The sequence below is a fragment of the Rhodoplanes sp. genome, from assembly GCF_013377085.1.
GTDB lineage: Bacteria > Pseudomonadota > Alphaproteobacteria > Rhizobiales > Xanthobacteraceae > Rhodoplanes.
Genome location: NZ_JACAAX010000036.1, coordinates 18,818 through 34,796, shown reverse-complemented (window position 1 = coordinate 34,796; position 15,979 = coordinate 18,818). Strand labels below are relative to the sequence as shown.

Sequence of the window (15,979 nt, the reverse complement as noted above, 5' to 3'; positions counted from 1 at the left end):
GCCCGGCATGACGGCGGGGGCCCATTGCCCGAAACGCCGGGCCGCGCTCTACTCGGGGTCGACGAAGACGACCCACCGAGACGACCAACCCACAACAACAAGACGGAGCCGTCATGACCGGGCAGGCCGAGGCGCGGACGCCGTTCAGGCTCGAGGAAGCGACCATCGACGCGATGCACGCCGCCATCCGGGCCGGCGAGATCACCTGCGTCGAGATCGTCCGGCACTATATCGACCGGGTGCGCGCCTATAACGGCGTGTCGAGCATGCTGGTGACGGCGGACGGCGCGCCGGTGCCGGCCGCGACCGGCCCGCTGCGGGGCGGCGCGCCGCTCACCTTCGCGACCGCGACCGTGAAAGCCGCGACCGTGCTGCCCGATCTCGATCGCTACACGGGGCCGCCGCTCGAATACGGCCGCATGGAGCCGACCGCCTCGGATCCGCGCGTAAAGCAGCAGTTCGGCATGATCGTCGGCATCCCGGAGGCCGGCCAGGTCAACGCGCTCGCCACGCTCAACATCCGGGGCGAGCGCTCGGTGACGTTTTCGGGCGACTTCGACCGCCATCCCGACGACGGCCCGCTGCCGCCGGACGCGCCGCCCGGCGCCGAGATTTTCCGCCGCTGGCCCGACGCGCTCGAGCAGGCGGCCGCGCTCGACGCGCAGTACGGCCGCGATCCGGATCTGGAAAAACTGCCGCTCTACGGGGTCGTGTTCTCGTTCAAGGATTCGTTCGACACCAAGGACATGCGCTCGACCGGCGGCGGCGACGCCGCCTACGACATCGACGTGCCGGCGCGCGACCATGTGCTGGTCGACCAGCTTCGCAAGAGGGGCGCCATCATCTTCGCCAAGGCCGTGTGCACCGAGTACAACGGCCGCGCCGGCAATCCGGGCGGCCGTCACGCGCCGGACAAAGTGCTGCCGTCGACGCTCGGCTATCAGCGCACCACCTGGGGCGGCAACCCGTCGAACCCCTACGACACGCGCCGCTCGGCCTCGCTCGGATCGAGCTCCGGCTCGGCCCTGTCGGTGTCGACCAACATGGTGATGGCGAGCCTCGGCGAGGAGACGCGCGCCTCCTGCCGCGGCCCGTCGAACCACAACGCGGTGGCGCTGATCCTGCCCCACAAGGCGATGCTCGGCTTCGAGGGCGGCGCCATCGGGGCCGACATCTATTGCGACCGCAGCGGCATCCACGCCCGCACCATCGGCGACTGCGCCAAGATTCTCGATGCGCTGAAGGATCCCGAGCAGGGCTATTACGATCCGCGCGACGTCTACACGACGGTGCCGCGCCCCTCGGTGCTGGCGACGCCTTACGCGAGCCACGCGACAGGCACCGGCCGGGCGGGTGAGCTGGCGGGCCTGCGGCTCGGCATCATCCGCGAGTCGATGCGGGTGCCGCCCGGCTCGCTGACCGAGGTGCCGATCGTCGAGGCGGCGGCGCGCGAGATCAAGGAGATCCTGGGCGGTCGGCTCGGCGTCACGCTGGTCGAGTCGCGCGAGCCGACTTTTGCGCCCGATCCCGACATCGCGCCGATGACGGTCGACTTCACCACGGCGTTGACGCGCCTCGTGCCGGTGTTCATGCCGGACCTGATGTTCCGGCTCGGCCGCGACGGCCGTCCGCTCTTTCAGGAGTTCGCCGACGCCATCGTGCCGACCGAGTTTTCGCCCGGCAAGGTGTTCGGCAACGGCACCATGGCGCCGATCGATTACCTCGTCGCGATGGCGGAGGGGCGCATCGCGCCGCCCAAAAATCTCGATATCGGAACGATCCAGCAGCAGGAAATGGCGATGGCGTTCCGCTTCCACATCAGCCAGTACCTGATGCGCCGCGCCGCCGACTGGGCCGAGCAGGGCGTCACCGAGACGCTGTCGGATTGGGCTGCCCTCAATGCGCGCTCGAAATTCTGGGGCGACGACCAGCGCGCCGCCTTCAGGAACTGGGAGGAGATCGCCGATCCGCGCAATCCGCTGGGCGGTCGCCAGGGCGTCGACGAACGCATCATGCTGCGCGAGCTTCTGCGCCGCGTCGACATGATGGTGATGCTGGAGAACAAGCTGGACGCACTGGTGCGGCTGCACACGCCGTGGCCGCCCGGGCTGATCGGCCATCCGCACCAGTACGATATCCCGCACAATCTGGCGCCCGAGTCGCTGATGGGTCCGAACGCCGGGCTGACCGAGGTTCTGGTTCCGGCCGGCTATGTCACGACCGTCTACGATCCGGTGTTCGCGCTGACGCCGGACGGCGCGCGTTACGTGTCGGCGCCCTCGCACACGCCGACGACGATCCCTGCGCCCGGGCTGCCGTTCTCGCTGGTGTTCCGTGCGGAGCCCGGCAAGGAGGACGTGATCTTGCGGATCGCCTCCTCGTACGAGGCGGCGTCGCGGCGACGCATCCCGCCGCCGGCCTTCGGGCCGATTCCGCGCCAGCCGGGCGGCACGGGCTGACACCGTTCGGCTCGTGACGAAGGCTTTCCGCCGGAAAGCTGTGCCCGGCCCGTATCAAGCTCGACCGCAATCGGGGACGAGCTCGAGCATGGGACATGGTGGCCGCACCCAGGTGCGTCGGACACGAGACGGCCGGACGCCGATCGGCCGTGCCGAGGTCGGTCCCGTGGACGCCGGGCGTGCCCAAGCCGATCGCGGCGCGGCGCTGATGAAGGACGGAAAACTCGACGAGGCGATCGGCGCCTACGCGTCGGCTGTGGCGCTCGCGCCGCTCCATGCCGGCGAGTGGCTGGCGGAGGCCAATTTCGGCATGGCCCGCGTGCTGCGCGACCGCGGCGACGATGGCGCCGCAGCGGCCGCGTTGAAGCAGGCGATCGCGCTGCGGCCCGACTGGTCGAACGCCCATTCGAGCCTCGGGATGGTCCTCAAGGATCTCGGCCGGCTCGACGACGCGTTGCGCTGCCACCGCCGCGCCCTCGAGATCGATCCGCGCAATCCCGCGGCACTGACCAACCTCGGCACCGCCCTTCACGCATGCGATGCCTTCGACGCCGCCATCGCGGCGCACCGGGAGGCCATCGCGATCGCGCCCGACAGGGTCGAGCCCTACAGCAATCTGGCGCGTGTGCTGCACGATCTCGGCCGGCTCGACGAGGAGCGGAGCCTGCACGAGCAGGCCGTCGCCTGCGATCCGACGAATGCGACGGCGCGGTTCAACCGGGCCACGGCGATGCTGCTCGACGGCGACCTCGCCGGCGGCTTCGCCGAATACGAATGGCGCCGCAAGCGCGGCGTGCTGAGTGCCGCGATGCGGCGTTTCGAGGAGCCCGAATGGCAGGGCGAGCCGCTCGCCGGCCGCACCATCCTGCTCCATGCCGAGCAGGGGCTCGGCGACACCCTGCAGTTCGTACGGTTCGTCCCCGCCGTCGCGGCCGATGCGGCCGCCGTGGTGCTGCAGGTGCAGGCGCCGCTGGTCGCTCTTCTCGCGCAGGCCTTTCCGGGTGTCCGGGTGATCGTCGCCGGCGAGGCGGCGCCGCCGTTCGACTGGCACCTGCCGCTGATGAGCCTGCCGTTCAGGCTCGGCACCACGCTGGCGACGCTGCCGGCCGACGTCCCGTATCTGTTTCCGGCGTCGCGCAAGCTCGCCGCCTGGCGGGAGCGCTTCGCCGCCCGACCCGGCCTCAAGGTCGGGCTCGTCTGGGCCGGTAATCCGAAGCACCGATTCGATCAACGGCGCTCGATCCCCCTCGCGGCGCTGCTGCCCCATCTGCCGCAGGAGGGCGTCGCGCTCTACAGCCTGCAGAAGGATCCGCGGCCGAAGGATCGGGCGTCGCTCGCCGAGCGGCCCGACATCGTCGACCTGTCGGACGCGCTCGGCGATTTTTCCGACACGGCCGCGGCCGTCGCGGCGCTCGACCTCGTCGTCACGGTCGACAGCGCGGTCGCGCATCTCGCCGGTGCGCTGGCGCGGCCGACCTGGCTGCTCACGCCCCATGCGCTCGACTGGCGCTGGCTGCGGGATCGCGCCGACAGCCCGTGGTATCCGACCATGCGGCTGATCCGCCAATCCCGTGCGAGAGACTGGTCCGACGTGCTGGCGCGGCTGGACGAGGGGCTGCGGGATTAGGCAGCGTGAGCTGCGCCGTCCAAATTCGGGCGGTCATTCCGGGGCGCGGGCCATCAGCCCGCGAACCCGGAATCCAACGTTGAATTCGGAGGTCTTGGTTGGATTTCGGGTCCGGCGCATTCGCGTCGTCCCGGAATGACGAGCTACGAAGGCTGGTATCAGTCGTGGGCGACGGCGGTGGCGTAGCGGGAGCGCTTGCCGCGCAGCGTCGCGGCGATCTGCAGGTAGTTGCCGCGCGCCTGGATGTGGGCGGGGTCGTAGCCCGGCATCGGCCGGCTCATGGCGAAGCGGGCGCCGTTGCGGTCGATCCAGTGCCACACGCTCTCGGCGTCGTGGCCGTCGGCCGTGGTGATGTCGATGGCGCGGCCGTGGCCGTAGCCGCCGGTGCGGCGGCTGCCGCCGTGCAGCGAGTTGCCGACCGAGGCCTTGAAGCCGGAGGCGAGGCGCTGGCGGAAATCGTCGCGGAAGGCCGAGAGCATCGACCAGTTGTAGCCGTCGGCGTCGAGCGCCTTGCCCATGTGATAGAGCGTCTCGCGGAAGTCGCGGTCCATGCCGCGGATGACGTAATCCTTGAGCGACATGCCGGCGCGCTTGGCGGCGGCCGGATCCTTCCAGGTGAAGTCGCCCGAGCCGTCCTTCTTGATCGGATTGCGCAGGTAGACGTCCCACAGATAGTCGTCGACCTCGTCGGCGGGCTCGCCGGGGCGAACGCGCAGCACCGCGTCAGGCCCGATCGCGGCGGCGCCGGCCGAACCGAGGCTGCCGGTCACGTCGGCATCGGGGTCGATCGACAGCGAGGCGAGCGTGAAGGTCGGTTCCCAGGAGAGGATGTCGGCCAGACTGCCGTGCCCGCCCTCGGGACCGGACTCCGATTCGACGTCGGCCTCCGCCTCGATGGCCTCGTCGCGGCCGATCGGCGCGAGCGCCACGGTACGCAGCAGGCCGCCGTCGACGATCCAGGCGCGCTCCTTCGGGGTGGGGTAGGGGCTCGACAGCGCCAGCGGCAGGGCGACGAAGAACATCAGCCCACTGCACCCGACGCCAGCGATCAAGGCCGACCAGAACGAGACAGTGTCGCCTGACGGCGTGGCGTAGGAGCACCGCATTTCGAACCCGATACTGGAGTCTCTAAAGACAGCGCCGATCGGCGCCGGTTGCCCGTTGCGATGACGGGGGCCCCACAGCCTGCACGACGATTTCATCCTCGTCCTGCAGGGTTAGCGTGGGGTTAACCGCACCGCACAATCAACCTCCCCTCCCCAGGGGCGGTAACGAAACCGTGACCCATCATTGCGGCGCGGGCGTGGCAGCCGAAGATCCGGCCGAACTGCCTGGGCTGCATGGTAAAAATCGGCCGGTCGCATACCAAAGCGGCGCCCCCTGGGGGGCGCCGCGCGGGTCGCGTCATGCGTCCGGCGAAGGCCGGATCAAGCGAAGATGTCGTCGCGCAGCGTGTAGGAGCTCAGAACCTTCATGTAGTTGCCGCGCTCGTAGGCGGACGGGTTCGGCACCGCGTCGAAGCTCATGCTGCCGCACATCTGCTGCACGGACTCGTACTCGTGGGCGTCGAGCCAGCGGTCGAGATCGCGCAGCACCGTCTTGGCGTAGCCGGGCCCGTGATTGAGCAGCGCCGAGGTCATGCAGGCGACGCGCGCGCCGGCCATCACGCTCTTCACCACGTCGGGGGCCGAATGGACGCCGCCCGTTATGGCGAGGTCGGCCTTCACGCGGCCGTGCAGGATCGCCACCCAGTGCAGCCGCATCAACAGCTCCTCGGGCCGGCTCAGCGCCAGCGAGGCGACCACCTCGCGCTCCTCGATGTCGAAGTCCGGCTGGTAGAAGCGGTTGAACAGCACCAGCGCATCGGCACCGGCCTCGCCGAGCCGGCGGGCGATGTTGGCGGGTGCGCTGAAGAAGGGCGACAGCTTGACGGCGACCGGGATCTTCACCTGCGCCCTGATGGCGGTGAGCAGATCCACATAGCCCTGCTCGATCGCCTCGGCGCTGCGCGAGGGGTCGACCGCGATCGAGTAGGTGTTGAGCTCGAGCGCGTCGGCGCCTGCCTCCTGCATCAGCTTGGCGTAGTCGATCCAGCCGCCGACCGTGACGCCGTTGAGGCTGGCGATCACCGGGATGTCGACGCGGCGCTTGGCCTCGCGGATCAGCTCCAGGCAGCCGTCGGGCCCGAGATTGTAGGTGTGGAGATCGGGGAAGAAGCCGGCCGCCTCGGCGAAGGTGTCGGTGCCGCGCTCCAGGTCGGCATGGACCGACAGGCTTTCCAGCGTGAGCTGCTCCTCGAACAGCGAGGGCAGCACCACGGCGGCGACGCCGGCGTCCGCGAGGCGGCAGATGCCCTCGATCGAGTCGCACAGCGGAGAGGCCGATGCCACCAGAGGCGACTTCAGGGTCAGCCCGAGATAGCGGGTGGTCAGGTCACTCATCAGATCGCTCCTTGACGGGCCGCTTCGCCGAACGTCGCCGCCCGGTCATTCCGGGGCGCCGCGCTGCGGCGAGCCCGGAATCCATACACACGGACTGGGGTTATGGATTCCGGACAGCCGGCCTTCGGTCGGCTTCCGGAATGACGGCTCTCCCGCGTCACTCGTCGCCTCCTTCCGGAGTGGTCGGCGCCGTGTCGTCGTCGGGCGATCGCGGCGTGACGTCCGGCGCCTCGGCCCGGCCCGCCATCGCGGCGCGGTCGGCGTAGACGCGCCACTGCCGCTCGACGTCGTCCTGCGCCTGCTTGAGCAGCGTGCGGGCGGCCTTCGGGTTCGAGCGCACCAGCATGGTGTAGCGCGCCTCGTTGTAGGCGTACAGCTTGAACGGGATGGTGGGCGCCTTGGAGTCGAGCTGGAACGGGTTCTTGCCCTCCTCCCACACGCGCGGGTCGAAGCGCATCAGCGGCCAGTAGCCCGACTGCACGGCGGCCTTCTGCTGGTCGAGCCCCATGGCCATGTCGTAGCCGTGGGCGATGCAGTGGCTGTAGGCGATGATCAGCGACGGCCCGTCGTAGGACTCGGCTTCCTGGAAGGCCCGCACCGTGTGCATGTCGCCGCCGCCCATGGCGATGCGGGCGACGTAGACCGAGCCGAAGCTCACCGCCTCCATGGCGAGGTCCTTCTTGCTCGTCAGCTTGCCCGCCGCGGCGAACTTGGCGACGGCGGCGCGCGGCGTCGACTTCGACATCTGTCCGCCGGTGTTGGAATAGACCTCGGTGTCGAGCACCAGCACGTTGACGTTGCGCCCCGAGCCGAGCACGTGGTCGAGGCCGCCGTAGCCGATGTCGTAGGCCCAGCCGTCGCCGCCGAGCAGCCACACGCTCTTGCGCACCAGGCTGTCGGCGAGGCCGAGCAGGGCCTTGGCCTCGTCGGCGTCCGCGCCGGCGAGCAGCCGCTTGATCTCGACGACGCGGGCGCGCTGCGCCTCGATGCCGGCCTCGCTGGTCTGGTCGGCCTGCAGGAGATCCCCGATCAGCACGTCGCCGAGGCGACCGTTCTGGCGGGTCAGCAGCTCGCGGGCGAACTCCATCTGCTTGTCGGCGGCGAGCCGCATGCCGAGGCCGAACTCGGCATTGTCCTCGAACAGCGAGTTCGACCAGGCCGGGCCGCGCCCGTGGTGGTTCACCGTGTAGGGCGTGGTCGGCAGGTTGCCGCCGTAGATCGACGAGCAGCCGGTGGCGTTGGCGATCATCAGGCGGTCGCCGAAGAGCTGGGTCAGCAGCTTGATGTAGGGCGTCTCGCCGCAGCCCGAGCAGGCGCCGGAGAACTCGAACAGCGGCTCGAGGAGCTGCACGTCCTTGACGTTGTCGTGGCGCACCCGCTCGCGGCCGATCTCCGGCATCGACAGGAAGAAGTCCCAGTTGGCGTTCTCGGCCTCGCACAGCGGCTCTTGCGCGGCCATGTTGAGCGCCTTGTGCTTGACCTCGCTCTTGCTCTTCACCGGGCAGATCTCGACGCACAGCCTGCAGCCCGTGCAGTCCTCCGGCGACACCTGCAGGAGGTAGCGCATGCCGTCGAACTCGCGCCACTTGGCCTTGGCCGACTTGAAGGTCGCCGGGGCGCCGTCGAGCGCCGCCTGGTCGACCACCTTGGCGCGGATGACGCTGTGCGGGCAGACCAGCACGCATTTGCCGCACTGGATGCAGATGTCGGTGTCCCACACCGGGATCTGCTGGGCGATGTTGCGCTTCTCCCACTGGGCCGTGGCGGTCGGGAAGGTGCCGTCGACCGGCATGGCGCTGACCGGGAGGGCGTCGCCGCGGCCGGCGATCGATTCGCCGAGCACGTCGCGCACGAAGGCGGGTGCGCGCGGCGATACCGGCGGCAGCATCTCCAGGGTCGCGGTCGTCGTGGTCGGCACCGGGATTTCATGGAGCCGGGCGAGCGTGGTGTCGACGGCGGCGAAGTTCTTCTGCACGACGGCGGCGCCGCGCTTGCCGTAGGTCTCCTCGATCGACGTCTTGATCTTGGCGATCGCCTCCTCGCGCGGCAGCACGCCCGAGATGGCGAAGAAGCAGGTCTGCATGATGGTGTTGATGCGGCTGCCCATGCCGGCCTCGCGGGCCGCCGCGTAGCCGTCGATGGCGAACAGGCGCAGGCGCTTCCTGATGATGGTCTCCTGCACGACGCGGGGCAGCTTGCTCCACACCTCCTCGGGCGCGCCCGGGATGTTGAGCAGGAACGTGGCCCCGTCCTCCGCCGCGGCGAGCATGTCGATGCGGGAGAGGAACTGCGACTGGTGGCAGGCGACGAAGTTGGCGCGGCTGATCAGGTAGGTCGAGCGGATCGGATCCGGCCCGAAGCGCAGGTGCGACACCGTGCCGGAGCCGGATTTCTTCGAGTCGTAGACGAAGTAACCCTGCACGAAGCTCGGCGTATACTTGCCGATGATCTTGATCGAGTTCTTGTTGGCGCCGACCGTGCCGTCGGCGCCGAGGCCGTAGAACAGCGCCCGCACGGTCTTCGGGTGCTCGGTCGAGAACGCGTCGTCGACCGCCAGGCTGGTGTGCGAGACGTCGTCCGTGATGCCGACCGTGAAGTGGTTCTTCGGCGTCGGGCTGGACAGCTCGTCGAACACCGCCTTCACCATGGCGGGCGTGAACTCCTTGGAGGACAGTCCGTAGCGGCCGCCGATCACCCGCGGCATGCCGGTGGCGGCGCCGCAGGAGACCCGCTCGGCGAAGGTGGTCAGCACGTCCTGGTAGAGCGGCTCGCCGACGCTGCCGGGCTCCTTGGTGCGGTCGAGCACGGCGATGGATTTCACCGTCGCGGGCAGGGCGGCCAAAAACGTCTCGGTGGCGAACGGGCGGAACAGCCGCACCTTGAGGAGGCCGACCTTCTCGCCCTTTTCGCGCAACGCCTCGACGGTTTCCTCGACGGCGCCGGCGCCCGACCCCATCAGGATCACGACGCGCTCGGCGTCGGGTGCGCCGACATAGTCGAACAGCCGATAGGCCCGCCCGGTGAGCTGGGCGAAGCGGTCCATCGCATCCTGCACGATGCCCGGGCAGGCGCGGTAGTAGGGATTGCAGGCCTCGCGCGCCTGGAAGAACACGTCCGGGTTCTGGGCGGTGCCGCGCAGCACCGGCCGGTCGGGCGACAGCGCGCGGGCCCGGTGGGCGCGCACATGGGTGTCGTCGATGATGGCGTGCAGGTCCTGGTCGGTCGGCAGGTCGATGACGTTGACCTCGTGCGAGGTGCGGAATCCGTCGAAGAAGTGCAGGAACGGAACCCGCGATTCCAGCGTCGCGGCGGTGGAAATCAGGGCGAGGTCGGCGGCCTCCTGGACGGAGGCGGAGCTCAGCAGCGCGAAGCCGGTCTGGCGCGCCGCCATCACGTCCGAATGGTCGCCGAAGATCGACAGCGCGTGGGTTGCGACCGTGCGGGCCGCCACATGGATCACGGCCGAGGTCAGCTCGCCGGCGATCTTGTAGAGGTTGGGGATCATCAGCAGCAGGCCCTGGGAGGCCGTGAAGGTGGTTCCCAGCGCGCCGCCCTGCAGGGCGCCGTGCAGGGCGCCCGCGGCACCGCCCTCGCTCTGCATCTCGATGACGTCGGGGACGGTGCCCCAGATGTTCCGGGCGCCCTCCGACTTCCACTGGTCGGCCCACTCGCCCATGTTGGAGGATGGCGTGATCGGGTAGATCGCGATCACCTCGGCGAGCCGGTAGGCGACCGAGGCCGCCGCCTCGTTGCCGTCCATGATGGAGCGTGTGCGAACAACGTTCTCGCCCTCCGTGGCTGGCCGCCCCGATCCGTGCATGAACGCCTCCGCTCTCACCAAAAGAAGCCCGCAACCTAGCCCACCCCGTCGGCGGGCTGATTGACCTGGGTCATGCTGCATAAAAGTCCTGAATCGATCCGGCGAGAAAAGCGAGGTTCGCCCCGGATCGATCACGGTGCCCGTGCGCGCGCCGCCTGCCGCCCGCCGCACGGGCAGGGCGTGGAGGTGCGATGAGGCCGACGGCCCGCGGCTTGCGGGCGCCCCGCGGGCCGTCGGCGCCGCATGCGCGACAGACGAGGCTGCGTTGTCGCTGCCGTGGGGCCGTGTCTCCGCGGCCGAAGCGGTCATCCTTGCCGGATGCAGATCCTTTCGTGATCTGAGTAATTCTTTAAGAATACGAATCTACACTGTAATAGGAAATTTCTTCCTAGCGCTCGGCAGAATTTTCCTAGTAGTTCAGCTCACGAAAGCCCAGAAAGACCAGAAATCCTCCGCCCGAATAGTTCCGCTCGCGCGTTGAATGCTCGAAGCCTCGTGCGGGGCACCGACCTCGGGTTGACCACGGTCGCTGGGGAGAACCGTTATGACGTACGCGTGCGTGTCCTGGGACGACTCGACCGCCCGGAATTTGCCGGAGCGGGGCGAAGCAACATCCCGGCCCGTCCCGGTGGTGGTCCCGGAGCCCGACGACGACGACCTTCTCCACCGCATCGTCGACAACGACGAGGCGGCGTTCCGCATTCTGGTGGAGCGCCATGTCGACCGCGCCTTCGCACTGGCGCTGCGCATCCTCGACAACCGCGCCGACGCCGACGACGTCGTGCAGGACTCGCTCTTGAAGGTGTGGACGCACCGGCACCGCTGGGAGTTCGGCCGCGCCAAGTTCTCGACCTGGCTCTACCGCGTCGTCACCAACCGCTGCATCGATCTGCGCCGGCGTCCGCGCAACGAGGACGTCGAGGCGGTGGGCGAGGTCGCCGACGACCAGCCCGACGCCGTCACGGCGATGCACCGCTCCGAGGTCTCCGAGCTGCTCGACGCCGCCATGAACCGGCTGCCCGACCAGCAGCGCATCGCCATCATCCTCTCGTATCACGAGAGCATGAGCAACGCCGAGATCGCCGACGTGATGGACACCACGGTGTCGGCCGTCGAGTCGCTCCTCAAGCGCGCCCGCCAGCAGCTCCGCAAGCTGCTGCGCCGCTCCGAGCCCGACATCCGCCAGGCCTTGACGGAAGATTAACCAAGACGGCTCGACCCCCGAAATATTCGCCGCCCGCCCGGCGCGGGCCTTCCCGTTGAACTTTCAGCCGCGGACGTTCCGCGCCGCTCCGACGCCCTCCGGTCCGGGCGCGGGACAGAAGTTCAACGCGAGGAGAGAGTCATGCCCGTCATTTCCACCAACACCGCCGCCAACTCGGCCGTCCGCTACCTGAACCTGAACTCCAAGGACGAATCGAGCTCGCTGTCCAAGCTCGCCAGCGGATCGCGCATCAACCAGGCGTCCGACGACGCCGCGGGCCTCGCCATTTCGACCCGCATCTCGTCCGACGTCACCGCGCTGACCCAGGCGGCGACCAACGCCTCGCACGGCGTCGCCGTGCTGCAGACCGCCGACGGCGGTGCCTCCAACATCAGCGACATCCTGCAGCGCATGAAGACGCTGGCCTCGGAGGCCTCGTCCGGCACCGTGACGGACACCGAACGCTCCTACATCAACGCCGAGTTCACGCAGCTCACGTCCGAAATCGACGGCACCGCGACCTCGACGCGCTACAACGGCAAGAGCCTGCTCGACGGCACCTCGAGCGCCTTCGCGGGCAGCGGCACCTCGGTGATGGTCGGCTCCGACGCATCCGACACCATCACGGTGAAGATCGCGACCCTGACCTCGAGCGCGCTCGGCGTCAACTCGCTCAACGTCTCCTCCCAGACCGGCGCGACCGCGGCCCTGACGACGCTCGACACTGCGATCGACACAGTCTCCAAGGCACGGGCCGACATCGGCGCCACCGAGTCACGGTTCGAGTTCCGGTCCGAGTCGATCTCCACCCAGCAGGAGAACCTCGAGTCGGCGAACTCCGCCATCAAGGACGTCGACATCGCGTCCGAGGAGGCGAAGCTGGCCTCGGCCGAGGTCAAGACCCAGGCCGCCGTCGCCGCCGCCGCGCAGGCCAACCAGATGCCGCAGGAGCTGCTGAAGCTGCTGCAGTAACCAGTGAGCCGTGGGGCCGGAGCGTGCTCCGGCCCCGCCGCAGCGAGAACGGGCGAGCGACATGACGACGGTCAGCAGCACCGGCAGCAGCACGAGCACGAGTACGGCGAGCGCCTTCTCGACAAGCTCGACCAGCACGACGACGACCACGTCGATCGACTGGGACTCCTTGATCGACGCGGCCTACCAGGCCAAGCTCGCCAAGGCCACCGAGGTCGACACCACGATCACGGCTAACGAAGCGAAGATCACGGCCTACGAGAATGGGCAGTCGCTGCTGCAGGACCTGGCGGACGCCGCCAATGCGCTGCGGGCGCCGACCGGAACGACGGTGGCGTCCGACGACGTCTTCAAGTCGCGGACGGCCTATCTGACGGCGAACGGCGACGTCACGGCCAGCGACGTGCTGTCGGCGACCGTGGACGACGGCTCCGACATCGGAAGCTACGAGATCACGGTGAGCCAACTCGCCAAGGCCGAGAAGGTGTCGAGCGATACCCAGACGAGCCGCACGACCGAACTCGCCTATGACGGCGTCTTCAGCCTGGCGGTGGACGGCGGCTCGACCGTCGACGTGACGATCGACAGCGGCATGACGCTGGACGAGGTCGCCGAGGCGATCAACAACACCACCGACACCAGCGGCGTCCAGGCCTCGGTCATCAAGGTCGCCGACAGCGAGTACAAGCTGGTGCTCAGCGCCAGCGACACCGGCAAGGCCATCACGGCGACGGCGGTCTCGGGCACCGATGTCCTCAACAAGCTCGGCATCACGAACAGCACGGGCGCGTGGGCCAACGAGCTTCAAGCCTCGCAGGACGCGATCATGTCGCTCGACGGCGTCTCGGTGACCCGCGACTCCAACGACATCGACGACCTGGTCGACGGCGTCACGTTCCATCTCTATCAGACCACGCCGACCGACACCTCGGTCACGGTCGAGGTCGGCACCAATCTCAGTACGGTCGAGACCGCGGTGCAGTCGCTGGTCACCGCGTACAATGCCTACCGCGAATATGCGGTGAGCCAGCAGGCGACCGGCTCCGACGGAACCGCGTCGTCCGATGCCGTGCTGTACGGCGACGGCACGCTCCGCAACATCAATTCCGAGCTCGGCAGCGCGCTCACCGCGACGGTGAACAGTCTGTCGATGGCGAGTATCGGGCTGTCGTTCGACGACAACAACGAGCTCGTCCTCGACACCACCACGCTCGAAAGCGCTCTGCTCGACGACCTCGACAACGTGAAGTCGCTGCTGACGTTCCAGTGTACGCCGTCGTCGAGCGACCTGATGCTTCTCGCCCGCGGCGACTCGACACCGGCCTCGTTCACACTCGACATCTCGGTGGACAGCTCGGGAAGCCTGTCCTCGGTGTCGGTCGGCGGCGACACGTCCCTGTTCACGGTCAGCGGCAGCCGCATCGTCGGCGCGACGGGCACGGCCTACGAGGGGCTCTCGTTCGTCTATGTCGGCGACACCTCGCAGTCCATCTCCGTCACCACCAGCACCGGAATCGCCGAGCTGCTGTACAACGCGTCCGACAAGGCCGCAGACACCACGGACGGAAACCTGCAGACGCTGATCGACAATCTCACCGACCAGGACACGACGCTGCAGGACCGCAGCGACACGCTCACGGCTCGGGCCGAGTCCTACAAGGAGACGATCACGTCGCGCTATGCGAAATACCAGGCCGCCATCCAGGAGGCGCAGTCGATGCTGACCTATCTGAAAACCCTGCTCCAAAGCTCGAGCTCCTCATGACCAACACTCAGAATTCCCAGGCAGCGGCCTCTGCCTACCAGAGGGCGGCCGCCTCGGTGCCGCCGTCGCGGGCCGTCGTGCTGCTCTACGATCGCGTGCTGGTGCTGCTCCAGCGAGCCGGCCAGGACATCGAGGCGCGCCGGATGGACACGGCGCTCGATGCGGTGCTCAAGGCGGCGGCGATCCTGCGCGGGCTCAGCCACATCATCGATTTCCAGAAGGGCGGGGCGCTTGCCGAACGGCTGTACACGATGTACACGCGAAACATCCTGGCGGTCCTCGACTCGTTCCGGAAGCCCGATGCGCCGGAGCGGTATCGCAGGCTTTCGGAGGGGCTGGCCGAGCTGCGGGACGCCTGGGCCGGGATCGCGGGCCTGCCGACGCGGGCCCAGGAATCGGCGTCGCGCGGCGGGCATGCGGCCCAGCCGGTCGAGGCCGTGCTGGCGAAGCGCTCCGCGGCCGGCCGTCGGTAGCGCAGACAAAGGGGCTAAACCGCGGCATCGTGGACTTACGGCTTTGTTAAGGAGCATCTGGCATCTGGATGAATCTCCGGACTAGTCCGCTTCCAGGATGGAAAAGGCCCCGGGATGGATATTGACGACTTCGAGGATCAGGTCGATCGATTGGGCGAGGACGTCTCCGCATGGCCGGAGCCGTCGCGCACCCAGGCCCTGGCGCTGCTGAAGGCCTCGGCGGAGGCCCGCGAGGTGCTGGCCGAAGCGGCTGCGCTGCGCAAGGCGCTCGGCCCCGATCCCACCGTCCGCGCTCCCGAATCACTGACCGACCGCATTCTGGCTGCCGCCCGCGAGGCGGACGCCGTGCCGCAGGTCGGATCGTCGCGGGCCGTGCGGCCGCCGGCGAACCGGTGGCGGGCGGCCTTCGCGGCGGTGCTGGGGCATCCGTTGCGCCCGGCGATCGTGCTCTCGGCGTGCTTCCTGCTCGGTCTCGTCTCCAGCCTGTTGACTGCGGACCAGCCGCGGAACGAGGCTCGCCTCGGGCTCGCCGTCTCGGTCTTCAACGAGCTTCAGTGAGTGGCGGAGCCGGCGATGTCCGAGGTTAACGGCGGCAAGCGCAGCGTCATGCTGTGGGGCGTGGTGCTGGTGTCGCTCGGCATCAACCTGTTCCTCGCCGGATCGTGGGTCGGCACCCTGATGCGACCCGGCGCCTGGCCGCCGCCGCCCGGCCACGGGCCGCTGCAGAATGTCGCGCGTGACCTGCAGGGTCGCATCACCCCCGACAGCATGGCCAAGGTCGAGGCGCTGATCGTCGAGATCGACCGCCGGATCCGGTCGGGATCGGCCGATCCGCGCCGTCTCGACGAGCAGATGCGCGGCCTGCTGGTGGCCGACACCTTCGATACGGCCACGTTCACCCGGACGGTCGACGAGTTCATCACGGCGCGGACCGAGAACGACCGGGCGATTGCCCGGCGCATCGCCGAGGTGGTCGCCGGAATGCCGGTCGCCGACCGCAAGGTGCTGGCCGAGGTCGTGTTGCGGCCACGGGGCCCGCCGGGGCCGCCGCTGGGCGACCCGCCTCCCGGTCCGCCACCGCGCTGATCCCAGCGGCGGCAGAGACTGACCGCTCCGCTCCGTCATGGCCGGGCTTGTCGTTCCGGCCATCCACGTCTTCCTTGCCGCAGGACTGCCTCGAGACGGGGATGCCCGCGACAAGCGCGGGCATGACGAGCC

Annotated in this window: 11 protein-coding genes; 8 read left to right on the top strand and 3 right to left on the bottom strand. The window is 68.9% G+C overall.

Annotated elements, in window-relative coordinates; all coding sequences use genetic code 11:
• Nucleotides 1-113 precede the first annotated feature (113 nt).
• Nucleotides 114-2,459, top strand: coding sequence for an amidase family protein (locus tag HXX10_RS21745; RefSeq protein WP_296525180.1), 2,346 nt, complete (start codon nt 114-116; stop codon nt 2,457-2,459).
• 88 nt (nt 2,460-2,547) lie between these two features.
• Nucleotides 2,548-4,086, top strand: coding sequence for a tetratricopeptide repeat protein (locus HXX10_RS21740; RefSeq protein WP_296525179.1), 1,539 nt, complete (start codon nt 2,548-2,550; stop codon nt 4,084-4,086).
• Nucleotides 4,087-4,244: 158 nt separating this feature from the next.
• Here HXX10_RS21740 and HXX10_RS21735 read toward each other — a convergent pair whose 3' ends face one another.
• The 3 genes from HXX10_RS21735 to nifJ form a co-directional block, all read right to left on the bottom strand.
• Nucleotides 4,245-5,108, bottom strand: coding sequence for a hypothetical protein (locus tag HXX10_RS21735; protein WP_296525178.1), 864 nt, complete (start codon nt 5,106-5,108; stop codon nt 4,245-4,247).
• 405 nt (nt 5,109-5,513) lie between these two features.
• Nucleotides 5,514-6,527 (bottom strand): dihydroorotate dehydrogenase-like protein, encoded by a 1,014-nt coding sequence (locus tag HXX10_RS21730; protein ID WP_296525176.1) that lies wholly within the window; start codon nt 6,525-6,527, stop codon nt 5,514-5,516.
• A 157-nt stretch (nt 6,528-6,684) separates the two neighbouring features.
• A complete protein-coding gene (gene nifJ / locus HXX10_RS21725) occupies nt 6,685-10,287 on the bottom strand; it encodes a pyruvate:ferredoxin (flavodoxin) oxidoreductase (RefSeq protein WP_296525174.1) in 3,603 nt (1,200 codons plus the stop codon).
• A gap of 604 nt (nt 10,288-10,891) precedes the next feature.
• On the opposite strand from nifJ, the gene HXX10_RS21720 reads away from it, so the two are divergent.
• The 6 genes from HXX10_RS21720 (at nt 10,892) to HXX10_RS21695 (ending at nt 15,847) form a co-directional block, all read left to right on the top strand.
• Nucleotides 10,892-11,551, top strand: coding sequence for an RNA polymerase sigma factor (locus HXX10_RS21720; protein WP_296525171.1), 660 nt, complete (start codon nt 10,892-10,894; stop codon nt 11,549-11,551).
• Nucleotides 11,552-11,692: 141 nt separating this feature from the next.
• Nucleotides 11,693-12,523, top strand: coding sequence for a flagellin (locus tag HXX10_RS21715; protein ID WP_296525170.1), 831 nt, complete (start codon nt 11,693-11,695; stop codon nt 12,521-12,523).
• A 61-nt stretch (nt 12,524-12,584) separates the two neighbouring features.
• Nucleotides 12,585-14,288: a flagellar filament capping protein FliD gene (gene fliD, locus HXX10_RS21710; RefSeq protein ID WP_296525168.1), complete on the top strand. Its 1,704-nt coding sequence runs from the start codon at nt 12,585-12,587 to the stop codon at nt 14,286-14,288.
• Nucleotides 14,285-14,761 carry a flagellar protein FliS gene (locus HXX10_RS21705; protein ID WP_296525167.1) on the top strand — a complete coding sequence of 159 codons (477 nt, stop codon included), beginning with the start codon at nt 14,285-14,287 and terminating at the stop codon, nt 14,759-14,761. Before fliD ends, HXX10_RS21705 begins: the two co-directional genes overlap by 4 nt.
• Nucleotides 14,762-14,875: 114 nt before the next feature.
• Entirely contained in the window at nt 14,876-15,319 is a 444-nt protein-coding gene (locus tag HXX10_RS29025) for a hypothetical protein (protein ID WP_367142014.1), read from the top strand.
• Between the two features lie 15 nt (nt 15,320-15,334).
• Nucleotides 15,335-15,847: a periplasmic heavy metal sensor gene (locus HXX10_RS21695; protein WP_296525165.1), complete on the top strand. Its 513-nt coding sequence runs from the start codon at nt 15,335-15,337 to the stop codon at nt 15,845-15,847.
• Nucleotides 15,848-15,979 lie beyond the last annotated feature (132 nt).